This is a genomic window from Roseibium sp. AWQ4_254 (assembly GCF_056161025.1).
The window spans coordinates 67,443-92,589 of the sequence record NZ_JBSWYH010000021.1 but is presented as its reverse complement, the minus strand read 5'-3'; the positions used below and the strand labels follow the sequence as shown (position 1 = coordinate 92,589).

At 58.8% G+C, this 25,147-nt stretch carries 17 protein-coding genes; 7 read left to right on the top strand and 10 right to left on the bottom strand.

From position 1 onward, the window contains the following. The first annotated feature begins 2 nt into the window (after window positions 1-2). The gene (gene moaC, locus ACXAIC_RS16760; protein ID WP_475182351.1) at window positions 3-515 is read left to right on the top strand and encodes a cyclic pyranopterin monophosphate synthase MoaC; all 513 of its coding nucleotides are present in this window, start codon (window positions 3-5) and stop codon (window positions 513-515) included. Next, window positions 515-1,720: a molybdopterin molybdotransferase MoeA gene (locus ACXAIC_RS16755; RefSeq protein ID WP_475182345.1), complete on the top strand. Its 1,206-nt coding sequence runs from the start codon at window positions 515-517 to the stop codon at window positions 1,718-1,720. Before moaC ends, ACXAIC_RS16755 begins: the two co-directional genes overlap by 1 nt. A 170-nt stretch (window positions 1,721-1,890) precedes the next feature. Here the strand turns inward: ACXAIC_RS16755 and ACXAIC_RS16750 are convergent, their stop codons facing one another. From ACXAIC_RS16750 to ACXAIC_RS16710, 9 genes are all read right to left on the bottom strand, one after another. Further along, complete coding sequence (locus tag ACXAIC_RS16750; protein ID WP_475182339.1) at window positions 1,891-3,219, bottom strand: HlyD family type I secretion periplasmic adaptor subunit; 1,329 nt, start codon at window positions 3,217-3,219, stop codon at window positions 1,891-1,893. After that, complete coding sequence (locus tag ACXAIC_RS16745) at window positions 3,216-4,970, bottom strand: type I secretion system permease/ATPase (RefSeq protein WP_475182333.1); 1,755 nt, start codon at window positions 4,968-4,970, stop codon at window positions 3,216-3,218. The genes ACXAIC_RS16750 and ACXAIC_RS16745 overlap by 4 nt, the downstream gene beginning before the upstream one ends. 320 nt (window positions 4,971-5,290) lie before the next feature. Then, window positions 5,291-6,091 (bottom strand): FAD binding domain-containing protein, encoded by an 801-nt coding sequence (locus ACXAIC_RS16740; protein WP_475182326.1) that lies wholly within the window; start codon window positions 6,089-6,091, stop codon window positions 5,291-5,293. Between the two features lie 75 nt (window positions 6,092-6,166). After that, complete coding sequence (locus ACXAIC_RS16735; RefSeq protein WP_475182321.1) at window positions 6,167-8,527, bottom strand: xanthine dehydrogenase family protein molybdopterin-binding subunit; 2,361 nt, start codon at window positions 8,525-8,527, stop codon at window positions 6,167-6,169. Between the two features lie 196 nt (window positions 8,528-8,723). Further along, on the bottom strand, window positions 8,724-9,215 hold the full coding sequence (locus tag ACXAIC_RS16730) for a (2Fe-2S)-binding protein (protein ID WP_475182318.1): 492 nt from the start codon (window positions 9,213-9,215) through the stop codon (window positions 8,724-8,726). Window positions 9,216-9,332: 117 nt separating this feature from the next. Continuing rightward, window positions 9,333-10,079, bottom strand: coding sequence for an SRPBCC family protein (locus ACXAIC_RS16725; protein WP_475182315.1), 747 nt, complete (start codon window positions 10,077-10,079; stop codon window positions 9,333-9,335). Between the two features lie 232 nt (window positions 10,080-10,311). After that, on the bottom strand, window positions 10,312-12,519 hold the full coding sequence (locus tag ACXAIC_RS16720) for a bifunctional diguanylate cyclase/phosphodiesterase (protein WP_475182312.1): 2,208 nt from the start codon (window positions 12,517-12,519) through the stop codon (window positions 10,312-10,314). 35 nt (window positions 12,520-12,554) lie between these two features. After that, entirely contained in the window at window positions 12,555-14,189 is a 1,635-nt protein-coding gene (locus tag ACXAIC_RS16715; RefSeq protein WP_475182309.1) for a sensor histidine kinase, read from the bottom strand. A gap of 232 nt (window positions 14,190-14,421) precedes the next feature. Continuing rightward, the gene (locus tag ACXAIC_RS16710; protein ID WP_475182306.1) at window positions 14,422-15,231 is read right to left on the bottom strand and encodes an alpha/beta hydrolase; all 810 of its coding nucleotides are present in this window, start codon (window positions 15,229-15,231) and stop codon (window positions 14,422-14,424) included. A gap of 307 nt (window positions 15,232-15,538) precedes the next feature. Between ACXAIC_RS16710 and ACXAIC_RS16705 the strand changes: the two genes are divergently transcribed. From ACXAIC_RS16705 to lexA, 3 genes are all read left to right on the top strand, one after another. After that, window positions 15,539-17,119, top strand: coding sequence for an acyl-CoA synthetase (locus ACXAIC_RS16705; protein ID WP_475182301.1), 1,581 nt, complete (start codon window positions 15,539-15,541; stop codon window positions 17,117-17,119). Beyond that, window positions 17,116-17,985 (top strand): hypothetical protein, encoded by an 870-nt coding sequence (locus ACXAIC_RS16700; RefSeq protein WP_475182298.1) that lies wholly within the window; start codon window positions 17,116-17,118, stop codon window positions 17,983-17,985. The genes ACXAIC_RS16705 and ACXAIC_RS16700 overlap by 4 nt, the downstream gene beginning before the upstream one ends. 761 nt (window positions 17,986-18,746) lie before the next feature. Beyond that, window positions 18,747-19,457, top strand: a complete 711-nt coding sequence (gene lexA / locus ACXAIC_RS16695; RefSeq protein WP_475182295.1) for a transcriptional repressor LexA — start codon at window positions 18,747-18,749, stop codon at window positions 19,455-19,457. A 4-nt stretch (window positions 19,458-19,461) separates the two neighbouring features. Here the strand turns inward: lexA and ACXAIC_RS16690 are convergent, their stop codons facing one another. Next, window positions 19,462-21,885: a ComEC/Rec2 family competence protein gene (locus ACXAIC_RS16690; RefSeq protein ID WP_475182291.1), complete on the bottom strand. Its 2,424-nt coding sequence runs from the start codon at window positions 21,883-21,885 to the stop codon at window positions 19,462-19,464. A 138-nt stretch (window positions 21,886-22,023) separates the two neighbouring features. On the opposite strand from ACXAIC_RS16690, the gene gltX reads away from it, so the two are divergent. Then, window positions 22,024-23,448, top strand: coding sequence for a glutamate--tRNA ligase (gene gltX, locus ACXAIC_RS16685; protein WP_475182287.1), 1,425 nt, complete (start codon window positions 22,024-22,026; stop codon window positions 23,446-23,448). Window positions 23,449-23,675: 227 nt separating this feature from the next. Beyond that, window positions 23,676-24,968: a citrate synthase gene (gene gltA, locus ACXAIC_RS16680; protein ID WP_475182283.1), complete on the top strand. Its 1,293-nt coding sequence runs from the start codon at window positions 23,676-23,678 to the stop codon at window positions 24,966-24,968. The last annotated feature ends 179 nt before the right edge of the window (window positions 24,969-25,147 follow it).

The window sequence follows — 25,147 nt, the reverse complement described above, 5'->3', positions numbered from 1 at the left end:
CTATGCCTGACAGGGACAAGACCCTCACCCATATTGATGAGACCGGGGCTGCCAATATGGTCGATGTCTCGGGCAAAGACGTCACGCACAGGATTGCCGTTGCCACAGGCACCGTGACCATGCGGCTGGAGACCCTGGAGCTTATCCGCTCCGGAAACGCCAAAAAGGGCGACGTAATCGGAACCGCAAGGCTGGCAGGCATCATGGCCGCCAAAAAAACCCATGAGCTGATCCCGCTCTGCCATCCGCTGATGCTTTCAAAGGTCTCCATCGAGATTGATCCCGATGACAGCCTGCCTGGCCTTGTTGTGACGGCCACCACGAAGGTGAGTGGCCAGACCGGCGTGGAAATGGAAGCGCTCACGGCCTGTTCCCTCGCCTGTCTGACCATTTATGACATGGCCAAGGCAGTGGACCGGGGCATGGTTATCGGCAACATCCGTCTGGTGGAAAAAGCCGGAGGCAAGTCGGGTCACTGGACCCTGGAACAAGACGGCAGCGAAGGAGGCACCTGATGGGCCTGATGCCGGTGGCCGAAGCGCTGGAAAAGCTGTTGTCAGGGGTCGAGCGCCTTCGAAGTGAACAGGTTGCCCTGGAAGACGCCAATGGCCGCACACTGGCTGCGGACCTCACCTCCACCCGCACCCAACCGCCTTTTGCCGCCTCGGCCATGGATGGCTATGCGATCCGCCATGATGACCTGAAAGGCGCGGGCACACGGCTTAGCGTCATAGGCGAAGCCCCTGCCGGGCATAGCTTCAACGGGTCAATCAGGCCCGGCGAAACCGTGCGTATTTTCACCGGAGCCCCCGTTCCCGAAGGAGCCGACACGATCCTCATCCAGGAAAATGCCGACCGCACTGGCGATGCTATTGCGGTTCTGGACATGCCGGCCAAGGGCGCCTTTATCCGCCCGGCGGGCCTGGATTTTTCAAAAGACGAGGTTTTGCTCCGAGCCCCGCTCACTCTCTCCTACCGGCATTTGGCACTGGCTGCGGCGATGAACCATCCCTCACTGCCTGTGGTGCGCAAACCGAAGATTGCCATTCTGGCTACCGGCGACGAGCTGGTGAGACCGGGCACCGAACCGGGGCCAGACCAGATCATCGCGTCCAACCATGCCGGTGTCGCCGCCCTGGTGGAGGATTGCGGCGGGGCACCGCTCGATCTTGGCATCTCGCCGGATAATCCTGTAGCCCTTGCCACCCATGTGCGGCAGGCTCTGGATCAACAGGCTGACATTCTGGTCACACTTGGCGGCGCATCCGTGGGTGATCATGATCTGGTTCAGGAGGTTCTTGGGCAGGAAGGCATGGATCTGGCATTCTGGCGCATTGCGATGCGGCCCGGCAAACCCCTGATGGCCGGACATCTGGGCCAGACCAAAGTGCTTGGCCTCCCCGGGAATCCGGTCTCCAGCCTTGTCTGCAGCCTGCTGTTCCTGAAACCTCTGATCCGCCAGATGCTCGGATATCCTGCGAGAGAACCAGATGCACAAACCGCCCGTCTTGGCGCTCCGCTGCCGGAAAATGACCGCCGCCAGGACTATGTGCGGGCTACGCTTAACCGGACCCCGGATGGCCAGCTGATCGCCACCCCATTTGACAAGCAGGACAGCTCCATGCTGGCGCTTCTTGCCCGCTCGGGCGCCCTGATCATCCGCCCGCCCCACGCCCCGGCAGAGGAAGCGGGCACCGACGTGCCCATCCTAGGTCTTTAGCGCATGCCGCGTCCACATGAATTCAAACTGGCGTGTCTCTTGCCTTGAAACCTCAGACTTCCTGATATGGAAGACGAATCCGATTCCATGCACTCAGCTCACAACATGCATTTGAGGAGGGCATAAAGGGAGCAGGAGCAGAGGATCCGGGACAACGAAAAGGCGCACTGTTAGCGCTCGCGCATGGCGTGGGCTATCTGGTCCATGACCGGTTTGACCAGATAGCTCAAGATGGTGCGGTCCCCGGTCTGGAGAAAGGTTTCCACCGGCATGCCCGGCACCAGCGTCTGCGAGCCAAGTTTTTCCAGTTCGTGGTCCTTGATCACCAGTTTGGCCGTGTAGTAGCTCAGACCGGTCCGCTCATCCTGGTTAAGGTCAGCCGAAACGGTCAAGAGCTGGGCTTTCAATTCCGGTGTCGTGCGCTGGTCAAAACTTGGGAACCGGACCCGGGCTTCCTGCCCCGGCGCAAGCTGATCGATGTCGACCGGCTGGACCTGCGCTTCGATGATCAGCTGATCTTCCTCCGGAACAATCTGCATCACCGTTTCTCCCGGAGAGACGACCCCGCCAATCGTATGGACGGACAACTGGTGGACATAGCCGTTGCGCGGCGCGACGATGTCGACGCGGGTCAGCTCGTCTTCTGCGGCAATTTTCTGTTCCTCAAGCTGGGCGACCCGCGACCTGGCTTCCTGCAGCTGTTCCAGAACTTCAGCGCGGTAGGATTCCTCAATTTGCAAAATCTGGATGTGACGTTCGCTGATCGCTTCCTTGGTGCGGGCGATCTGCGCGATCAGATCGCCATATTCCCCTTCAAGGCGAGCAGATTCACGGCGCAGCGCCGTCACCCGGCTCTTGGACACCAGCTGCTTGGTCAGAAGATTGTCGAGATCGGCAAGTTCTTCCCGGATCAACTCGATTTCCGTTTCCTTGGCCGAAACCTGGGCTTCAAGCCCGTCCGCCTGTTTGTTGAACTGGCGAACCTGTTCCTCCAGCTGGTTCTTGCGGCCTTCCTTGGATTTCCGCCGGGCTTCAAGCAGCAATTGCTGGCCGCGCTCAACGTCGCCAAGGGCTGCAATCCGTTCCTGAGGCCAGGAAATTGCCGGGAGATCATCCCGTTCCGCCTCAAGGCGCAATTCCTGAGCGCTGAGTTCCCGCAACTGTTTGGTGATCACGGAGAGGTTCGCCCGGGTAACCGTGTCATCCAGGCTGATCAGAAGATCGCCTGCCCTCACCTGATCGCCATCCTTGACCCGAATTTCCTTCACGATGCCGCCTTCGCGGTGCTGCACATGCTTGGTGCTGCTTTCCACAACCACCGTCCCGGATGAGACAACCGCACCGGAAATTTCCATGAAAGTCGCCCAGCCGCCGATCCCGATCACCACAAAGCCGGTTACGAAAAGGGCAAACAGCAAATGGCCGCGAACCGTTTTGCTGAGGGCTTCGTCTGCGGCATTTGCCGGGGCGCTGCCGTCCTGAGACTTGTTCTTCGTCATCGCACGACGCTCCCAACACCTTGCCGCATTGGCTGGACCGGTTGAACAACCTGTTTGAGCACATCTTCCTTAGGCCCAAAGCCCGCCATCTTGCCATCCTTCAGACAGAGAATTTTATCCACGGTCGCAATCGCACTCGGCCGATGGGCAATCACGACAACAATAGACCCCTTCTCCCGCATAGCCTTGATCGCATTGGTAAGCGCGCTTTCGCCGATCGCATCCAGGTTGGAATTCGGTTCGTCCAGAACCACCAGAAACGGATTGTTGTAAAGCGCTCTGGCAAGGGCAAGCCGCTGGCGCTGGCCTGCGGACAGGGACCGGCCACTGCGGCCAATCACCGTATTGTAGCCCTCTGGCAGCGCCACGATCATGTCATGCACATCGGCCAGCTTGGCGGCTTCAATAACCTTTTCCGGAGCCGCATCTTCCCGGAAGCGGGCTATGTTTTCGGCAATGGTGCCATCAAACAATTGCAGATCCTGTGGCAGATAGCCGATAAATTCGCCCCGTTTAGAGCTTTCCCACTGGCTCAGCTCAGCGCCATCAAAGCGGATCACCCCTTTGAGCGCGGGTGTGACGCCGACAAGGGCCCGGGCAAATGTGGACTTTCCGGACCCGGACGGGCCGATCACTCCAAGCCCATCCCCGGCCGCAAGTTCAAGGCTGATATTTTGCACATAAGGCATTTTCTCGCCAAACGGGCCGCAGAATACCTGCTCCATGGTGATGCCCTTGACCGGTAGCGGCAGGTCCATGACATCTTCGTCCGTCTCTGCCACCTGCAGCACCTCTTTCAGGCGGCGCAGCGCCTGACGGCTCGCGACAAAGCCGCGCCACTGGGCCACCGCCTGTTCAATGGGAGCAAGCGCCCGAGACGTCATGATCGAGGAAGCAATCATGACACCCGGGGAGATTTCCTGCTTGATCGCCAGCCAGGCACCAACCGCCAGAATTGCCGACTGGAGAACAAACCGGATCGTTTTGATCGCCGTGCCGAAGGCGCTGGTCCTGTCCGACGCACGGCGCTGGGTGGCCAGATATTCCTGGTTCTGGGCGTCCCAACGGGCGGTCAGGGTCGGCTGCATGCCCATGGCCGCAACCACCTCGGAATTGCGCTGACCGCTCTCAACGGCCGCGTTGCGCTTGCCTGACTGTCCGGCGGCATCCTCGGTCGGCTCCCGGGACATCATTTCATTGAGGCCAATCAGGATCGAAATGATCACCGCTCCGGCAAGACCAACAGCGCCCAGAAGCGGATGGAACAGAAACACGATTCCGAGATAGAGCGGCAACCACGGAATGTCGAAAATTGCCGCAGGCCCGGGGCCGGAGAGGAACTGCCGGATCGTGTCCAGATCCTGAACCGGACGCAAACGGGAGGCATTGCGTCCCAGCCGGACCGGCAGGCTGTTTGAGATCTTGTAGACAAGGCTGGACAGTCTGGCATCGACCCTTTGTCCCAGGCGCGACAGGATCCGGCCTCTGAGGCCCTCCAAAATGCCATAGAACACGTAGAGCACCATCGCCAGGGCGCCAATCACGACCAGTGTCGGAACCGATCCGCTGGCCAGCACCCGATCATAGACCTGGAGCATGAACACAGGGCCGGTCAGCATCAAGATGTTGATGACAAAACTGACCACCGCAACGCCCCAGAAGGCCGTTTTGATCGGTCGGAACGCGATAGACACAGGATTGTCCCGCGCGCTCATCGCACCACCGGCAGCCCGTTGATGTGCTCCAGCCATAATTACCTCTATCCCACCATTCATTGACCCAGGCGCAAAGACGCGCTCACCATAAGTCAACGAAACTGAAAGCTTGTGTGCTTTTTAGTCTAGATTGCCCGCCTTTAGATTTTGGGATTCAATTTTTCCAAAACCCATTTGTCAAACCAGTCCTTCCCCAAAGAACCGGATATAGCACCAAGACTTCAGCTCACCTGCCTCCAAAAGCTCCGCTAGGTCCAAATTTCTGTAAGTTTTTCAATGTTTCACCCAGAAAAACGAAGAAGCCCGGCTTTTAGCAAGCCGGGCTATCAAAATTATGACGATTGTGGAGAACTCGGTCAGCCTGCGGCGGCAACTGCCCGCTTGGCCATCACGGTAACCAGATTCGCCCGATAGGCTGCCGAGCCGTGGATGTCGCTCAACAGACCGCCCGCATCCACCTGAATGCCAGCCACCGCATCCGGTGACCAACTGGCAGACAGCGCCGCTTCCATACTGTCCACCCGGAACACACCATCGTCCCCGGCACCGGTCACCGCGACCCGGACCGTGCCATCCAGATGTTTGGCCACATAAACGCCCGCCATGGCGTAGCGCGACGCCGGATTCGGGTATTTCGCGTATGCGCCCTTTTCAATGAGCGGGAAGGCGACGGAGACGACGATCTCGTCCTCCTCGAGGGCAGTATCGAACATGCCGGAAAAAAACGTTTCTGCGGACAAATCCCGTTTGCTGGTTTTCACCGTGGCACCAAGAGCGACCAGTGCGGCCGGATAGTCCGCTGCCGGATCATTGTTAGCAATGGAGCCGCCGATCGTACCCATATGGCGCACCGCCGGGTCGCCAATGCCGCCCGCAAGCCCGGCAAGGCTCGGCAACTTGTCGCGGACGACGCTGGAAGACGCAACCTCCGCATGGGTGGTTGCCCCGCCAATGGTGAGCTTACCGCCCGCCTCGGAAATGCCCTTCATCTCCGCAATGCGGGTCAAATCGACCAGATCGGTCGGCGCAGCAAGGCGCTGTTTCATGGTCGGCAGGAGCGTCTGCCCACCGCCGAGAAATTTACCGTCATCGGCCTTGGTCAGCAGATCGGCTGCCTCAGAAACCGAACCGGCGCGGTGATAGGTTGTTTCATACATGTCTGGTTTCTCCCAGATGCAAGTGTGCGTTTCAAACAGGCGGAACCGGGCAGGACACCCCTGCCCGGCTTTCGATCATTCTGCAGCTTGCCGAAGTCCGGCCTGGCAAAGGTGCCAGACCTTTTCGGGGGTTGCCGGCATGGTCAGGTCATTGGTGCCGATAGCATCGGTGATCGCGTTGATCACGGCCGGAGGCGACCCGATCGCCCCCGCCTCCCCACAGCCCTTCATGCCAAGCGGGTTCCCCGGGCACAGGGTCTCATGGGTCGACAGATTGAACGACGGCACATCATCCGCTCGGGGCATGGTGTAGTCCATGTAAGATGCCGTCAAAAGCTGTCCGGTCTCATCATAGGCAGCGTTTTCCAGAAGCGCCTGACCGATACCCTGTACCAGCCCGCCATGCACCTGGCCTTCCACAATCATCGGATTGATGACCTTGCCGAAATCATCGGCCGCCACGAAGTTGATGATCTCCGTCTTGCCGGTCTCCGGGTCCACCTCCACTTCGCAAACATAGGTCCCTGAGGGGAAGGTGAAGTTGGTGGGATCATAGAACGCCCCCTCCTTCAGGCCCGGCTCCATGCCTTCCGGCAAATTATGGGCAGTGTAGGCTGCCAAAGCGACTTCGGTGAAACTCAGCTTCTTGTCCGTTCCGGCCACCTTCAGCTCACCGCCTTCAATCTGGATGTCCCCTTCCGAGGCCTCCATCAGATGCGCGGCAATCTTCTTGGCCTTGGCCTCAACCTTGTCGAGTGCCTTGACGATGGCGGACATGCCCACGGCTCCGGACCGCGACCCGTAAGTGCCCATGCCGAACTGAACCTTGTCCGTGTCGCCGTGAACAATGGAGACGGCATCGCTGTCCAAGCCGAAACGCTCGCTGATCAACTGGGCAAAGGTGGTCTCATGGCCCTGGCCATGGCTGTGGGACCCCGTGAGCACTTCCACGGTGCCAACGGGGTTGACCCGGACTTCTGCCGATTCCCAAAGGCCGACCCCGGCTCCGAGAGAGCCAACCGCTGCCGATGGCGCAATCCCGCAGGCCTCGATATAGCAGGACAGACCGAGGCCGCGCAGCTTGCCGCGGGATGCTGCTTCCGCCTTTCGGGCTGCGAACCCAGCATAATCGGCCGCCGCCAGTGCTGCATCGAGCGTCGCATCATAATCCCCGGCATCATAGCACATGATCACTGGCGTCTGATGCGGGAACTGGCGGATGAAATTCTTGCGCCTGAACTCTGCCGGAGACAGCCCGACCTCGCGCGCCGCCGTTTCCATGATGCGTTCCAGCAGATAGGTCGCTTCGGGCCGCCCCGCGCCGCGATAGGCATCCACCGGCGTTGTATTGGTGTAGACCGTTTTGACATTCGCATGGATCGCCGGAATGTTGTACTGACCCGACAGCAGGGTTGCATAAAGATAGGTCGGAACGGACGAGGAAAAGAGCGACATATAGGCGCCCAGATTGGCAATGGTTTTCACCCGCAGGCCGGTGATGCGGTTGTCTGCATCCAGCGCCAGTTCCGCTTCCGACACATGGTCCCGGCCATGGGCATCGGTCAGGAACGCCTCGGTGCGGTCAGACACCCACTTGACCGGACGGCCCACGCGTTTGGAGGCCCAGAGGCAGACCATTTCTTCCGGATAGATATAGATTTTCGAGCCGAAGCCGCCGCCCACATCCGGGGCGATCACCCTCAGCTTGTGCTCGGGGGCGACATTATAAAAGGCGGACAGCACAAGGCGCGCCACATGGGGGTTCTGGGACGTGGTGTAGAGTGTGTGGTGCTCTTCTGCATCATTGTAGCTTGCCAGCGCTGCGCGGGGTTCCATCGGGTTGGGGACCAGACGGTTGTTGCGGATTTCCATGCGCGTGATATGGGCGGCACTGTCAAACGCCGCATTGGCCGCTGCTTCGTCACCAATCTCCCAATCATAGATCAGGTTGCCTTCGGCTTCCGGATGCAACTGTGGCGCTCCGGGCTCCAATGCAGCCAGCGCATCGACCACGGACGGCAGCTCTTCATACTCGACAGTCACCTGATCCGCCGCATCCCGGGCCTGCGCCTGGGTGTCCGCAACCACAACGGCAACCGCTTGGCCAACATGGCGCACGATTTCCGGTTCCAGCGCTCGCCAGCCGCCCATCTTCATCGGCGTGCCGTCCTTGGAATGGATCATCCAGCCACAGATCAGATTGCCGATCCCGTCGCCGACCAGCTGATCCCCAGTCAGGACCGCGTCCACGCCGGGCATGGCTAGCGCTGCGCTTGGGTCAATGCCCTTTACCTTCGCATGGGCGTGGGGCGAGCGAACGAAGGCGGCATAGCCCATGCCCGGAAGCACCATGTCGTCCGTATATTGCCCCTTGCCGGTGATAAAGCGCTTGTCCTCCTTGCGCAGCGCCCGTGCGCCAATGCCTTCAACTGCCATAGTCTCTCTCCCAAAACCCTGTCCATGCGCTCGGCTGCCGGACGCTCCTCCGTCCCGTTGCAGCCCGGCCAAACGGACCGGCTCAATTTCTTGAAAAACCGCGGCCTTTTCCCTTGCGCCGCGATTGCGCGTTCACCCTGGCCGGGATCAGAACTTCAAAACTCATCAAGCCCTGCTCCAGCCACCCAACACCCGCCTATTCGGCGGCCTGAGCCATGCCGGCCATCTGGTCCGAGGCAGCTTTGATCGCTTTCACGATGTTGTGGTAGCCGGTGCAGCGGCAGATATTGCCTTCCAGCTCATCGCGGATGGTGGCTTCATCGAGATTTCCAGGCCCATGCCGGTTGATCATGTCGATGGCAGACATAATCATGCCCGGCGTGCAAAAGCCGCATTGAAGGCCATGATATTCGCGGAACGCGGCCTGAACAGGATGCAGATTGTCCGCCGAGCCGACCCCTTCAAGGGTAACGACATCACAACCTTCCGCCTGGCCGGCCAGCATGGTGCAGGATTTCACAGCCTTGCCGTCCACATGAACAACACAGGCGCCGCATTGCGAGGTGTCACAGCCCACATGGGTCCCTGTCAATCCGCGCGCATCGCGGATGAAGGAGACCAGAAGCGTCCGGTCCTCAACGTCAGCCGAAACCGACTTTCCGTTCAAAACCATCGATATTTTCGACATAAATTTCTCTCCCTCATATATGTCGTAGAGTCAGCGTGTCTCCCGGCGTTCCCCGTGTTTTCGACAGCGCTTATTCCGCAGTGTCACTCCTATCAAATCAAATTGGTGCCGAACTGGTCAACTTGCCAGTGCAAGAGCCAGGATCAGCACACCCAGCAAAGCCAAGCCCCAGACCATGGGCCCGCCAAAAGCGTTACGGCCGGCAGCCACTTCAAGGTTTTCCTCTGCCTTGTGCAAGGTCTCTTCCACCGCGTGCTCGGCGTCTTCAAGCGCATGAATCACTTCGGCAGGGGCGTCTTCAATGGCGATCCGCTTGGCTTCCTCGGCAAGCCCAGGGTCAAGCCCCTCGCCAACCGGGGCAGTGCCCGAGGCGGTTGCCGCTGAAGATGTTTGTACGGGGGCGTCCTCCCCGGCGGGCTGCTGGCCCTGCGACACCAGATCGGTAAACTTTCCGAAGAAATCTTCCGCCATTTTCTTGGCGGTAGAATCGATCAAGCGGCTGCCAAGCTGCGCCAGTTTACCACCGACCTGTGCCTTTGCGTCATAGGTCAGGACGGTCTCATCCCCGTCTTCGGTGAGCTGCACATTGGCAGAGCCCTTGGCAAACCCGGCAACCCCGCCCTTGCCTTCTCCCGATATGGTGTAACTTTCCGGCGGCGTGATGTTTTCCAGGGTAACGGCACCTTTGAACTTCGCCTTGACCGGTCCGATTTTTGTCGTGACCTGCGCCGTCATCTCCGTATCGGAGGTCTTTTCCAGACTGTCACAGCCCGGAATACAGGCAGCCAGCACTTCCGGATCGTTGAGAGCGTCCCAGACAACCTCTCTCCTGGCTGGAATCCGGTGGGAGCCATTCATCTCCATCTTGCTCTCCCTCACATGATTTTTCGTCGTTTTTTAAAAGATATCGCGAGCGCCCCAGACCCAGGATCGCACCGCGAGACGCGCAATTTTCGTTATCTGAGCCTGCTTCGGCACAAATTTCAATCGCTTATGTCCTGAGAATGTAAGAAAACCTGATCAGGCAATCCCCGGCCTGCAAGGACCAAGAAAAACCGAAGGAAAACGGCCCAAGCGAAAGTCGAACCGGACCTGATCAGCTATCCGCCTCGTTTGTTTCGGCAATTGCGTGAATAAAATTACCAAGTTCCGCCGTCGCGAGCGGCTTCGCATAAAAATACCCCTGCAGAAAATCACATTGCAGTGACTGCATGATCTTCTTCTGTTCAGATGTTTCCACCCCTTCCGCCGTCACGCTGAGACCAAGCGCCTGGGCTACCGCCATAATAGACTTCACCACTGCCAGCGCATCCGTGTCTGTTTCCATGTTCATCGTGAAACTGCGGTCGATCTTGATGCCGTCCACGGGCAGCTTGCGCAGATAGCTGAAAGACGAATAACCGGTCCCAAAATCATCGATGACAACCTTGGCGCCCTTGTTACGAAGCCAGCTCAACAAAGAGATCGTCACCTGGTCATTGCTCAGGAACAGGCCTTCGGTCACCTCGAACACCAGCCGGTCCAGGGACAGGTTTGCAGCCGTGGCCGCGTTTTCAATGTCCTTGTAGATGCGGTTTTCCTGCACCTGCATAGGAGATAGATTGACATTCAGCCGCACGTCATCAGACAGCCCTCCCACCTGGCTGAACTGGGAAAAGGCATGCTTGAACATCCAGGCGCCGATTTCCGTGATCAATCCGCTGGCTTCCGCTGCCTCAATCATGCGTGCTGTGTTCAGGAAGCTGCCTGATGGCGTGCGGAAGCGCATCAGTGCCTCAAAGGAGGCAATGCTCTCGTCACGCGCCTGCATGATCGGCTGATAGTTCAGCGAAAACTCCGTACGGTTGCCCGAGCCGGTCAGGAGCGAGGCCAGCCGCAAGCGTTCCAGAGCCGCCTCTTGCATAAGCGGATGGAATACGGCGTGATTGGTCAAACGCTTCTGGCGCACATCATTCAATGCAATCGAGGCATAGCGGACAGCTTCCTCGGCATCCAGGTTCCTGGCATCGGCGACCGTAAAGCCGAGCCGCAGCCGCAAAGTGATCTGGTTGTCACCAAGGCTGATCGGCTCCTGGAAGGCCTCCTCGACCCGCGCAACCACATCCTGAATCCGGTTCTCTTCGCCGCCTTTCAGCAGGATCAGGAATTCATCGATTTCCTTGCGTGCAATCGTCAAGGCTTCGGGGAAGGTCTGGGACAACCTGTGCCCGGTGCGTTTGAGAACCGCCCCGGCCTTTTCATCGCCAATTCCGTCGGCAATGATCCGGAACCGCTGGATATCCGTGTGTACAACAAGCAGCGTGCCATGCTTGTCTGTATTGCGCTGATAGGTCTCCAGAAAGCCGGAAAACGTCGACAAGCCTGTGACCCGATCCACGTAGGCCAGATTGCGAATATGTTCCAGAAGGCCGGTCTTCTCGTACCCAAGCGCAGCATTGGAGATGAAGAGCTGGACGACTTCAGAGCCAACCAGATCATCCAACTCTGCTTCGGTGAGAGCGACGTAAAACGCCCCGGCCATACCATTTCGCGTCAATAACGGCATGGCGATCCCGTAAAGCGACGGGCAGGATTGGTGGCTTTCGATGCAATCCACAATCGTCGTGCGCACATGGTCTTCCCCGACCACCCCGAGCGGCAGGTCGACCTTGTCTTCAAACTCGCCGCTGGCCGCCAGAACCCGGACGGTTGACAGATCCGCGCTGCCCACATCGGGCAATGCTTCCAAACCGCAGATCATCGCATCAAGCGGTTTTCCGACAAGCTCTTCAAAGTGCTTGAGCGCTGTATCGGCAAATTCGCTCAAGCCATTCTTTTCGACGATCGAAGACAGATGCGCGTTAAGCTGCTTCAGTTTCTGCCGGTTCGCCTCCAGCGACATCACCAGCGTGTAACCGCGCAGGGAGGTGATGATTGTGGTAATCAGCTTGGTCCGGGACAGCTCCGCCTTTTCAGCATAGCCGTCTATGTCGAACTTCATGATCACATCAGTCTGCGGTGCATAGCCGGGCTGACCGGTGCGCAGGATCAGACGGGTAAACTTGTTGCCAAGTTCAGAGCGGATCCAACGGACAAGCCCGAGACCCGCCGTATCGCTTTCCATGACCACGTCAATCAGAGCAACCGCAATATCGTCATGGGTCTTGAGCATATCCCGCGCTTCCTGTGCGGACAGCGCGTGCAGCAGCTCAAAGGGACGTTCCTCGAATTCATAGCCGGCGACGGCAATCTTGGTCACGTCATGAACGTCCGGATCGTCATCCACGACAAGGATTTTCCATGGCGCCTTTGTCGTTTTGGTCACCTCAGGCTCAGAGGGGACAAGAAAGTCCATGACCATCAGTGAATACTCCTTGCGGTCGATCTCCCCGAAGGAGCTTTGACAGGCAACTCAATTGTGAATTCCGTCCCTGCACCTACTCTGGAAGAAACGGCAATCGTGCCGCTCAATGCTTCCGTGACAAGCTGATAACAGATCGCCATGCCGAGGCCCGACCCGCCTTTGCCGAATTTCGTAGTGAAGAAGGGTTCAAACACCTTTTTCAAATTCTTCTCCGGAATACCAACACCAAAGTCCTTGCAGACAAAAACGATCTTGTCCCCCTCTTCCCCGTCGTCATTGCCCGGAGCACCTCTGACAATTTTCGAACTGATCCTGATGGTGCCTTCGTTCCGGCCTTCATAAGCATGTTTCATGGCGTTTTCGACCAGATTTGACACCAACTGACTGACCGCCCCGGGATAACTCTCGATGATTCTGTCTGCCGCCAGATCCAATTCTACGTTAAATGAGGTTTTCTTCAGAGTCGGCTGTAATGTCGCAAGCGTCTCCCGTATGATATGGTCGAAGTTAAACTGGCGCATTTTTTCGCTCTGACGGTCAACGGCAACCTGCCTGAAATTGCCTACAAGCTCACGAGCGCGCCCAAGTGTCTTTTCAATAATCCCTGCCGTATCGGAAATACGCTGGACCTCCCGTTCCAGCCTGTCCTTGCTCAGGCTCTGCTGGTCAAGCTCCCGCGTCAGGCTGTCGGTTGAATCCTTGATGGTCGTTGCCGCCATCAACGCATTGCCCAAAGGCGTGTTGAGCTCATGGGAGACCCCCGCCACGAGTGCGCCCAGCGCCGCAAGATTGTCCGCTTGGATCAGCTCTTCCTGCACCAGCTTCAACTGCTCGGTCCGGTGGGTCACCAGTTCTTCCAGATTGGTCTGGTATTCCTGGATCTTTTTCAGATCGAGATGCCGCCGGTAAACCATGGATTGCAGGCTTTCGGCCAGAATACCAATCTCGTCGGCCCGGTCCGGCATCAGCCGCGCACTGGGCGGCGCCTCGATCAGGCGCGGCGTCGACAGATATTCGACAATGGCCGATAGCGGCTGACCGATCAAACGGCGGAACACGGCCCGGATAACAACGGCCAAGAGCATCAGATAAACGATGATCGCTGCAACCGTATAGCCAACAGTGGAGACGATCTCATTCGATATCGTGTTGCGGTCGATCAGAATGAAAACCTGCCCGATGGCATCCTTGTGCAGGATCGTGCTGGGGGAATTCAGCGTGTAGCTCAGAGCCTCCTTGCGGCGCGGGCCTTCGACCACCTCACCGAAGTTCCCGGTATCCGGAGTTTCCACCCAGACTCTCTCAACCACTTCAAGACTTTCCAGGCCACGGATAAGCTGCAAAGTGGCATCTGCATTGACCGTCCAGATCGCCCGTTCAAACGGGCGTTCAGTCGCCTGAAAGAAAGCTTCGGTCACGCGAATGGCCCTGGCGTGGGAGGCATCCCAGGTGATTTTCGTCAAAATCCCAATGAAAACAACACCAAGCACCGCAAACAGGCCAAGCGTATAAAGAATGAACGTACGCGACAGGCTGACCCGGCCCATCTCTTTGGGAGTATATGGCAACGACGCACTGCCGCTCACGCTCAAGGCACCCACCCCAAATTCCGAGGAGATCAGTCTCCTCATTGTTCTCACCTGCACCGGCGTCACATGCCGCCCCCGGGAAACCTTTGCTCAAGGTTTCAAACAGCAATTCCGGTGTTTCTAAAGTCATGATATCGGCACCGTTCTACCGGCAGCCAACCTTAGTTTCGGATTTTGCTTAGGGTTTCTAAATTTTCCATAAAAATCAATTGTAAATTAAATCATCAGCAATGCAATTTTTCCTTCCATTTTCTTAAGATAAACGCAACCTCCATCAAAACAGAAGCGTTTTTGTCACGGCGCTTTTGGCATCCAGCAAACCATCAATCACGTCAAAATGGTGCTTGCCCGTTTCTTCCCTGTAGCGCGTGCCTGGCCAGGCTTCGGCCAACAGCTTTGACTGGCGCAAAAACTCCGGCCGCTCATCTGCACCCACCCAGGCTGTGACTGGGCAAGTGCCGAGCCGGGTCTGCAGCGCGGCGCTTTCCAGAACAGCGTCTTTTTCGCTCAGGCCAAAGGAGTCATTCATGCTTGTATGTCTCAAGGGTCTCAGATCGTGCAGGCCGCTGATGGACACAACCGCCGCAATCCGCTCCAGAACCGGCTGGGTCAATGGGGTATCCTCACATAGCATTCGGGTCACCAGGTGCCCGCCCGCGGAATGACCGGCAAGACGAACCGGCCCCTTCACCTGTCCGGCGGCTTTAAGGATCGCAGCGCCGACCTGCTCCCGGATCTCTGACAGTGAAACGGCAGGAGAAAGATCATAACTGGGAAGACACACGGCCCAGTCCTGCGACAGAGGGCCGGCGGCCAAATGCGACCAGAAGCTCTTGTCAAATTTCAGCCAGTAGCCGCCATGGACAAAAACAACCAGCCCCTGCGCTGTACCACTCTTTGGAAAAAACAGGTCAAACCGGTGGCGCTGCCCGTCCCCATAGGCAACATTTAGTCGCTTGCCCTCCCAGCCCTTCCGGAAAGCCTCCGCCTTCTCCGCCCAGCGCAGAGGATACTGTTCAGCACCGGGGATATAGGAGCCGTTCGCATAAGCATCATCCCAGTCGGCGCGCGTTCTTTCACTCATCTTGGAAACCTGAAAAGAAGGAAATTTGAAAGCCCGGCCAACATACACAAATTACCGGCTCATGAAATGGCAAAGCCTGTGCGCTCCTGTGCATGCGCGGCCCCGGTCTGACGCATGACCTCCCAAAAGGGCCAGCGCGAACCTTTCAAAGGCCGGTTTTCCAACAGGATCACATTCTTCTGTTTTAAAAGACCTCTTCTGTTTCGATTGCCGGAGCCTTGCTCTAATCTGCGCGCAAGAGAAAACATCCGCAGGGGCCAATGTGAAGTTGTCTCGTCAGCCCCTCCGAACGGGAGGCAATTCACACATGATGCAACGCTGTTCTGCGCGCGTGCCCAATCTTGCGCATTTTCTGACCCGAAACGCTGCCAGATTCCCAGACCGTCCGGCCCTTGTCTGGGAGGGGAAGACCTGGAACTGGGCAGACCTTGACCGGCGCGTTTCAGCCCTTTGCTGCGCCCTGGAGACCGAGTACGGCCTTGCCAAGGGGGACCGCCTTCTGGTTCAGGCGGAGAACTCCAACCAGATGGTGGAAGTCATGCTGGCCGCGTTCCGGCTTGGAGCGGTCTGGGTCCCCTGCAATTTCCGTCAGGCCCCGGGGGAAACCGCCTATGCCAGCCAGAAGGCAGAAGCGGATGTCTTCATCTTCGATGCCCGCTTTGAAGCACAAGCCAACGCTGTCTCCGCTGAAAGGCCTCAGCTCAAGGGCTCTCTTTCCATAGGACCAGGCGCCCCCGCCCCGTCCTATGAATCCCTGATCGACCGCTATTTGGGACAAACAGCCGGAAATACAGCCGTTGAGCATGATGATCCGTGCTGGCTGTTTTTCACATCCGGGTCAACCGGCCGTCCAAAAGCTGTCGTGCTGACACACGGCCAGATCGGATTTGTCACGGTCAATTATCTCGCAGATCTTCTGCCCGGCACAACCGAGCAGGACGCATCCCTTGTTATCGCACCGCTCTCCCACGGAGCGGGCCTGCAGCTGATCGCCCAGCTCCCGGCAGCCTCTTCCCATGTCCTGATGCCGCGCGGCGGGTTCACCCCGGCGGCGGCTTTCGAGCTCATCGGGAAACACCGGATCAGCAATCTCTTCACGGTTCCGACCATTGTCAAACGGCTGGTGGAAGATCCGGCTGCCGATGACTTCGACCATTCCAGCCTGCGCCATGTCATCTATGCGGGCGCCCCCATGTACCGGGAAGACCAGAAAAAGGCACTTGCCAGGCTGGGGCCGGTGCTTGTGCAATATTACGGCCTAGGCGAAGTGACCGGCAACATCACTGTTCTGCGCCCTCAGGACCATTTCGCCGAAGATGGTCCGTCTAGCCGCATCGGCACCTGCGGCACCGAACGCACCGGCATCGAAATCAGCATTCAGGACGAGGCGGGAAACCATCTTGGCCCAGGCGAAACCGGAGAGGTCTGCGTGATAGGCGCCGCCGTCTGTTCCGGCTATCTGGACGATGAGGCCGCCAATGCAAAATCCTTCCGCAATGGCTGGTTCCGCACCGGCGACCTCGGCCATATGGACGAGCAGCGCTACCTCTACCTGACCGGGCGGGCCTCGGACATGTATATTTCCGGCGGCTCGAATGTCTATCCGAAGGAGATCGAGGAAATTCTTCTCACCCATCCGGCGATCTCGGAAGTGGCCATTCTCGGAATTCCCGATCCGCATTGGGGAGAGACCGGCCTTGCCGTCTGTGTGGCGCAGACCGGGCAGCAGGTTCAAGATGCGGAGCTGACAGAGTTTCTGACCGGCAAGATCTCCCGATACAAGATGCCCGCGCGCTATCTCTTTGTGGATGCGATGCCGACCAGCGCCTATGGCAAAGTCACGAAGAAACTGGTTCGGGACGTCCTGACCAGCCGGGGCCTGATATGAGACGGCCAGCACCGTCAGCCCTTGCCGATATCCGCCATCCGGGCCCTGCCGCGGCCGACAGGCGCCCCTTTGCGCTCTGCGACGCCATTCCGATAGCGGTTCCCGTGCCCGCCGGCACACCGCTCCTGACCAATCTTGGCGTGTGGGCTGCTGCGTCCGGCTTTTCCTCCGCCGTTCTGGATCTGTCCGGCCTCCCCCTCTCGGCCTTCGACTACGTCATGCCCGACCGGGCCATCGACGACCGGCACGCCGCCTGGTACAGCGACACCCACCACTCCGCCGCTGCTGTCCTTGAGGAGGCTGTCGCCATCCTGGGTTGGAAGGACGGGAGCTGGTTCGCCCATATTCACGGCTTCTGGCAGGACGGGAACAAGCAACGCCTCGGCCACCTGCAGCCCCACACGCTGACGGCCACGCAGGACATCACGGTCTCCGGCTGGGGCCTCAGGGGCGCGCGGTTCGAGGCGGAGCTGGACCCGGAAACCGAATTCACGCTGTTCCGGACCAGGACAGAGGACAGCGCCTCCCCGCGGCCAACGCATAATGCACTGATCACGACCCTCGCCCCGTTTGAGGACCTGTCCACCAGCATCGAAAGCCTGGCAGCCACACTTGGCCCTGGCCCCTATTGCGTTTACGGCCTCGGCAGCCTTGCCGGAGCCCGGTTCACCGACAGCGCGCCCATGACAGGCCTGATTTCCGAAATCCTGTTGCGCCCGGGAGCTGGAGCGGAAAAAGGAACACCGCCCGCTGTCCCGGTCCGCTGCGCGGACCTGACCGGTGCTCTCTTTGAGGGTATACTTGTCCCCGGCGGCGCGCCGACGCTGGTAACGTGCGAGCTGCTGATCGTCAGGGAGAACGGATGACCCCGACTTGAAACGCCGGTTTCCAAAGCGCACAAGTGTACGCACCGGACTTAAATGGCACGGGCCGAATTTCATCGGCACCAGAAAGTCTTGTCCGGGAAAATGCGGAATTTCGCGGTTCTAATTGTCAGGAGTAGCTGGTTTTCAATCCGGACTTCTATAAAACGTAGAAATAGGGAAAAGACGTTGAAGCGCGGAAACCTTGGGGGGCATTTCCAAAGCAAGACAGTCCTACTGGATTATTCGTTCCGTGGCATGCGTGGCACACGGTTTTCAAGACTGTATCCGGTTCGTTGTCAGTGTCATCTTTAAAAATTTTCGAATAAGTTTGTCCGTTGTTCGGACAACCAAGTTTTAGGAAGTCTGGGCAGCTTCGTGCAGGTGTCTGCGGCTACACAACATCTATTGCAATCAGACAACACAACAGCACCCCATGACCAAATCTCTGCGCCGCCGACGCAGACTATTCTGTAGTGAAGAATTGAGCCAGCGGAGCAAAACGGGGCCAATTGCCCGATGAATGCAAAAGTTCCCGATTTTCAGTCCGGAGCACCATTCATCGTACGGTTGAGTTTTGTCATGCCGCCCAGCCAGCGATCAATACGGCCAAAAGTGCAACTGCCAGTGCCGTTTTACTCTGACAGATCCACAAGTGGCCCGGCAGAACAGTAAGAGAACATTTACGCTTGCGGAACACAATGAGAACAGGTAATGTGTTCTTGATTTGTACCAGAACCTTCTCATGGTCAAGGAATGCCGATATGCTGACGCGCAAGCAGTATGAACTGCTCATGTTCATTCATGAAAGACTGAAAGAAACCGGTGTTCCGCCGTCCTTTGATGAAATGAAGGACGCTCTCGACCTCAGGTCGAAGTCCGGTATTCACCGGCTGATCACGGCTCTGGAAGAACGCGGCTTCATCCGCCGCCTGCCGAACCGGGCCCGCGCCATGGAAGTGGTCCGGCTGCCGGATTCCATTGCACCGGGCCTCGGCGCCCCCCGCCAGCGTGGCAGCTTTTCCCCGGAAGTCATCGAAGGGTCTCTTGGCAAGCCGGAACCGGCTCGCCCTGCACCGGAGCCTGAAGTGGCGGGAACGGAGATTCCAGTCATGGGGCGCATTGCCGCCGGGGTGCCGATCGAAGCGATTCAGACCCACAGCCATTCCATCACAGTGCCGCCGGAACTTCTCGGCAAGGGCGAACATTATGCTCTGGAAGTGCGCGGCGATTCCATGATCGAGGCCGGTATTCTGGACGGCGACACCGTGCTGATCCGCCGCACGGAAAGCGCCGATAGCGGCGATATCGTGGTGGCGCTGGTGGATGATGAAGAGGCCACCTTGAAGCGGCTGCGCAAGAAAGGCGCCTCAATTGCCCTGGAAGCTGCCAATCCCGCTTACGAAACCCGCATTTTCGGCCCCGGCCGGGTGCGTGTTCAAGGACGGCTTGTCGCCCTCTTCCGCCAATATTGACCGTTTAGCCACCTCCCTGGCGCAGGCTGGTACGCGTCACCTTCCCCGCCCGGTTCCACGGACGGGGCTCCTTTTGAAGCGCAAACTGGATGTCCGTGACAGCCAGTACCCGTGTTTTCAGCGCATTGGGGGCAGATGCCTGATCCTCTCTTTCCCGTTTCCGGGTTCCCTGCCCTTCCGGCACAGCCTCTTCCATGGCCGGGGAAGCGGCGCGCGCCAGCCAGATCGAAACAGCACCGCGCGCATGGCGCAGGGATTTGTCAATCACAAGGGGAGCAGAACAGGATTGGGGCGCGACCAGATCGCTCACGACCAAATCAGCCCATCGGCAATCCATTTCAAATGCCTCAGGCCTCTTTGTGAGAGCCAGTTTGAGAGGCCTGTGCTCGAAGCCGTCAGGCACGTGCGCCCCGGCCACTTGATAGGCACGTATCACGCAGCCGCCGGGATCACAGGCGATTTGAGGCGCTTTCATCCTGCGCGATTTAATTTCGCCCTCTGGAACTCCCTCCGTCTGAAACCAGATATCACCAGCAAAACTGTCCCGGCGGGCAAACCAGCGCAAATCCCCAATCCGGTCCCGGGCTGCGAGCTTGTTTCCGGAAGCGGCAATCTGGATGTCCGGCGGCCGGCTGACCTGCACAAGCACCAGGCCAAGGATCAGGGGCCCAAAGGCCAGGCAGCGCCACCGGCCCGGCAGCAGCAGCACGCCGAACAGGGCAGCTGAAAAAGCCAGCATCTCCGGCAGACCAATCCGGCCAATGGCGCCTGCAGCTCCACTAAGATCAGACACGAAGCCCGCCACATCAAGAAGCAACCTGACACCAAAGGCCATCAGGCTGAGGGGCACAGAGGCCAAGCCAAACGGCATCAGAACAAGCGACAGAACCCCCATGGGCATGACCAGCAAGGTGAAGATCGGCATGCCGAGCACGTTTCCCAGAAGCCCCAGGGGGGCTATGCGCCCAAAATGATGGGCGGCAATGATCCCGGTTGCCAGTCCGGCCACCAGCGCTGTGACAGCCAGCCCCAACGACCAGCGCAGGGTAGACCGGGCAAGCTGCAGCAAAGGCCTGCCCCCATTGTGGGTCTGGCGAATCAGCGGATCCGGTCGGTTCCGCCAGAGCTCGTAAACCGCCACGAGGCAGATCACCGCGGCAAAGGACATTTGAAAACCTGGAAAAAGCAGCCTCTCAGGCGCCAGACCCAGCAGGAAAAGCGCAGCCAGCGCGACACTGCGCAAGGTTAGCCCCCGGCGGCCGGTCAGAACGCCCAGAAAGACGAGACCTATCATCAAAAACGACCGCTGGGTAGCAATCGATGCCCCGGACAGAACCAGATAAAAGACCGCTGCCGCCAGCGCCAGCACTGCGGCGATCTTGTGAATTGGCCAGCGCAGGGCAACTGGCGGGAAAAGGGCCAGAAGAAAAAGCACCGCGCCATAGGTGCCACCAGCAAAGAGCGCCATATGCAATCCCGAAATTGCAAGAATATGGGCAAGCCCCGCCGCGCGAAGGTTCTCTTCCTGCGGCTCCGAAATACCGCTCCTGTCGCCCACAAGCAGCGCCACAACAAGACCCGCCTCCGGCCTGCCCCCCAGGATTTTTGTGATCCTGTTTGCAAACCAGCTGCGCATCTCCCCGACAACGGCGGTTAGACGCAGCCCCGCAGGCAGGGATTGCGCCTCCAGAACCTCCGGCACGCCAAAACTGAACCCGGTAGCCCCGATCTGCGAAAAATAGGCCCGGAGGGAAAAGTCATATCCTCCCGGCACAACCGGCCCAGCCGGAGGAAACAGACGGGCTTTGAGACGGACCAAAGTTCCGGTTCGCGCCGGGCTCGCTGCCGGTATCCGGACCCTTACCTTTTTCGGAAAGACGACCGCCCCGGACGATTTGCCGTTGACAGACGTCACCTCAAGCACAACCCGCACTCCAGAGGCCCGCGTTTCACGGGAGACAACGGTCCCTGTGAGCGTCGCAATCATGGGTTCTCCAAGGCGCGGCGCTGCGACAAAGGCTGTCCGCACGGCTCCGCTGGTCGCACCGGCCAGAAAAGACACAAGCAGCACCATAATAGGCCCAAGCCCCCGTGTGCGTTGCATTTTGAATGCCGCAAGACACGCCAGGGCGAGGACACCCGCAAGCGCGGGCCAGAAGGGTTCTTGAGGCAGTCCCATATAGACCGCTATGCCGGCCGCGAAGGCAAAAGCGGTCCAGAGCAGCCCACGCTCCTGCCAATAAGAACCGGACTGGGCCGGCCGTTTCGCCGTAAAACGCGCGAGCCAAATCCACAGATCGGCACCGGGATCAGCTGCCTTGCCAGTGGCCGTCTCTTTCTGGCGCGCACCTGCAGCTACAGACGTATGAGCTTTCGGCGTCCCGGAAAGACTTTTGAGGTCTTCGTGCGGTGCGTTCTCGTCCGCCACTGCTCCGCTCCCCTTCAGCCTGGCTTCGAGAAACCGACAAGCCTATTTAGCCGCGCCAAAGCCTGTGATAAGACCGCGCCACACACGCAGTGCGCCCCGCGCGCTCACCTTATTGATGAGATTTTCAAAAAAAGCACCATGGCACAAGAGATCGTCACGCGCTTCGCACCGTCCCCGACCGGGTTCCTTCACATTGGGGGCGCCCGCACGGCCCTGTTCAACTGGCTGTTCGCCAAACATCATGGCGGCAAGATGCTGCTCCGGATCGAGGACACCGATCGGGCCCGCTCGACCCAGGAGGCCGTGGACGCTTTGGTCGATGGCCTCACCTGGCTTGGCCTTGACTGGGACGGCGACGCGATTTCCCAGTATTCGCGTGCCGGTCGCCACAAGGAAGCGGTGGAGCAGATGCTGGCTAATGGCACCGCCTACCGATGCTACTCGCCCCCCGAAGAGGTCGAGGCGATGCGGGAAAAGGCCCGCGCTGAAGGCCGCCCGCCCCGCTATGACGGCACCTGGCGCGACCGGCCAGCCTCAGAAGCGCCGGACGGAATCGATCCGGTGATCCGCCTCAAGGCTCCCCAGGACGGCGAAACGGTCGTTGAGGATCTGGTGCAGGGCCGCGTGGTCATTCCGAACAAGGATCTCGACGATCTTGTACTCATGCGCTCGGACGGAACCCCCACCTACATGTTGGCAGTTGTCGTGGATGACCATGACATGGGTATCACTCACATTATCCGCGGCGTCGATCATCTGACCAATGCGGCCCGTCAAACACTGATCTTTCAGGCCCTGGGCTGGACCGTACCCGCCATGGCCCATATTCCATTGATCCATGGCCCGGACGGGGCCAAGCTTTCAAAGCGCCATGGGGCCACAGGCGCCGAAGCCTACCGCGCCATGGGGTATCTGCCGCAGGCGATGCGCAACTACCTTGCGCGCCTCGGCTGGAGCCACGGGGATGAAGAAATCATGGCGCTGGACGACATGATCCGCTGGTTCGGGATGGACGCTGTTGGCCAGTCCGCCGCCCGCTTTGATTTCAAGAAGCTGGAAAACCTGAACGGGCATTATATGCGCGCAACACCGGATACGGAGCTTCTGGATCATTGGAGGGTCTATCTCCAGCATGCTGAAGATGGCGCTGCCGTACTGGACTGGATGGCGCTGGAGGCCAACCGGGCCACCGCCCTTGCTGCGTTGCCCGGATTGAAAGAACGTGCCAAGACGCTGGTTGAATTGACAGAAAGCGCTTCTTATCTTTGGCGGCAGAGGCCGCTGCAGACAGATGAAAAGGCAGACAAAATTCTCACCGATGACGCCCGCACCCTTTTGGGCGAGCTCGGCGTTGCGCTCAAGGACGTGTCTGACTGGACGGCCGAAGCCCTGGAATCAACCGTAAAAGCTTATGCGGAGCAAAAAGACCTTAAACTCGGGAAAGTTGCCCAGCCACTGCGCGCAGCCCTGACAGGCCGGGGCACGTCACCGGGAATCTATGACGTTCTGATTGCCCTCGGCCGGCAGGAATCGCTCGACCGGATCCAGGATCAGGCGGCCTAAGGCTTTCCGAAGCGAAAGCCTTTTCAACGCGGTGCCGCCTTCACACCTGGCGGCACGCGTAAAACTGGTCTTTGACCAAAGCGTTACACGGGCCTGCTTGCGGCACTGCGGCAAATGGGCTACGCAAGACGCGAGTTTTCTAAAGAGCCGTCCGGCAGGATCCTGGCAAACGCGGTTTGCGGGACACACTCTGGAGGGCAAACCAGGATAAATGAAGGGGTTTCTGTATGGCCGACAACAACGCCAAGCTCAACGTCGGTGGCGCCGACCACGATTTCGACGTTTTTGACGGATCCATCGGACCGTCGGTCGTGAACATCTCGTCCTTGTACAAGGACACTGGCATGTTCACCTATGACCCGGGCTTTACCTCAACCGCATCTTGCGAATCCAAGATCACCTATATCGACGGCGACGAAGGCACCCTTCTTTACCGCGGATACCCGATCGAACAGCTTGCCGATCATGGCGACTTTCTGGAATCCTGCTACTTGCTGCTTTACGGCGAACTGCCGACCAAGGTCCAAAAGGACGATTTCGTTCAGCGTGTGACCTATCACACCATGATCCACGAGCAGATGAACCGGTTCTTCTCCGGGTTCCGCCGGGACGCGCACCCGATGGCCATCATGGTCGGAACCGTTGGCGCCCTGTCCGCGTTCTACCACGACTCCACAGACATCACCGACCCGCATCAGCGCATGGTGGCGTCCCTGCGCATGATCGCCAAGATGCCAACCATCGCAGCCATGGCCTATAAATATCATATCGGCCAGCCCTTCGTTTATCCGCGCAATGATCTCGGCTACGCCGCCAATTTCTTGCATATGTGTTTTGCGGTGCCGTGCGAGGAGTACAAGGTCAATCCGGTACTGGCCCGCGCCATGGACCGCATCTTCATCCTGCATGCGGACCATGAGCAGAACGCGTCCACCTCCACCGTGCGCCTTGCCGGCTCCTCCGGTGCCAACCCGTTTGCCTGTATCGCGGCCGGCATTGCCTGCCTGTGGGGACCGGCCCATGGCGGCGCCAACGAGGCGGCACTCAACATGCTGTCGGAGATCGGGTCCGTTGATCGCATCCCGGAATTTGTCGCCCGTGCCAAGGACAAGGACGATCCGTTCCGTCTGATGGGCTTCGGCCACCGGGTCTACAAAAACTATGACCCACGCGCGCGCATCATGCAGAAAACCACCCATGAGGTGTTGGGCGAGCTTGGTATCAAGGACGACCCTCTTCTGGACGTTGCCATCGAGCTGGAAAAAATCGCGCTCAACGATGAGTATTTCATCGAGAAAAAGCTCTACCCGAATATCGACTTCTATTCCGGTATCACATTGCGCGCGCTCGGCTTCCCGACAACGATGTTCACCGTACTGTTCGCTCTGGCCCGCACCGTCGGCTGGATCGCCCAGTGGAAGGAAATGGTGGAAGATCCGTCCCAGCGCATCGGCCGTCCGCGCCAGCTTTACACCGGGGCGACCAAGCGGGACTACACGCCGATCGATCAGCGCCGCTAATCTTTCAAACGAAAAGTTTTGAGAACAGTCTGACGCAAAATTCAAACGCCCTTCGGTGCTTCCGGAGGGCGTTTTGCCTTAAGGGAATGGAAAACACTTTCCAATCAGAGCTGCCGCAGACCGGAAGAGCACCTCCGAAAATACGCCACCAAACTTCGACCAGGATCAGGCTAAAAACA

Coding starts and splice junctions, on each gene's coding strand:
- ACXAIC_RS16730 (WP_475182318.1), bottom strand. CDS start 9,215: ATGTCGAAAATATCGATGGTTTTGAACGGAAAGTCGGTTTCGGCTGAC.
- ACXAIC_RS16735 (WP_475182321.1), bottom strand. CDS start 8,527: ATGGCAGTTGAAGGCATTGGCGCACGGGCGCTGCGCAAGGAGGACAAG.
- ACXAIC_RS16750 (WP_475182339.1), bottom strand. CDS start 3,219: ATGACGAAGAACAAGTCTCAGGACGGCAGCGCCCCGGCAAATGCCGCA.
- ACXAIC_RS16710 (WP_475182306.1), bottom strand. CDS start 15,231: ATGAGTGAAAGAACGCGCGCCGACTGGGATGATGCTTATGCGAACGGC.
- moaC (WP_475182351.1), top strand. CDS start 3: ATGCCTGACAGGGACAAGACCCTCACCCATATTGATGAGACCGGGGCT.
- ACXAIC_RS16740 (WP_475182326.1), bottom strand. CDS start 6,091: ATGTATGAAACAACCTATCACCGCGCCGGTTCGGTTTCTGAGGCAGCC.
- gltA (WP_475182283.1), top strand. CDS start 23,676: ATGGCCGACAACAACGCCAAGCTCAACGTCGGTGGCGCCGACCACGAT.
- ACXAIC_RS16755 (WP_475182345.1), top strand. CDS start 515: ATGGGCCTGATGCCGGTGGCCGAAGCGCTGGAAAAGCTGTTGTCAGGG.
- lexA (WP_475182295.1), top strand. CDS start 18,747: ATGCTGACGCGCAAGCAGTATGAACTGCTCATGTTCATTCATGAAAGA.
- ACXAIC_RS16715 (WP_475182309.1), bottom strand. CDS start 14,189: ATGAGGAGACTGATCTCCTCGGAATTTGGGGTGGGTGCCTTGAGCGTG.
- ACXAIC_RS16705 (WP_475182301.1), top strand. CDS start 15,539: ATGATGCAACGCTGTTCTGCGCGCGTGCCCAATCTTGCGCATTTTCTG.
- ACXAIC_RS16745 (WP_475182333.1), bottom strand. CDS start 4,970: ATGGCTGGAGCACATCAACGGGCTGCCGGTGGTGCGATGAGCGCGCGG.
- ACXAIC_RS16700 (WP_475182298.1), top strand. CDS start 17,116: ATGAGACGGCCAGCACCGTCAGCCCTTGCCGATATCCGCCATCCGGGC.
- ACXAIC_RS16725 (WP_475182315.1), bottom strand. CDS start 10,079: ATGGAGATGAATGGCTCCCACCGGATTCCAGCCAGGAGAGAGGTTGTC.
- gltX (WP_475182287.1), top strand. CDS start 22,024: ATGGCACAAGAGATCGTCACGCGCTTCGCACCGTCCCCGACCGGGTTC.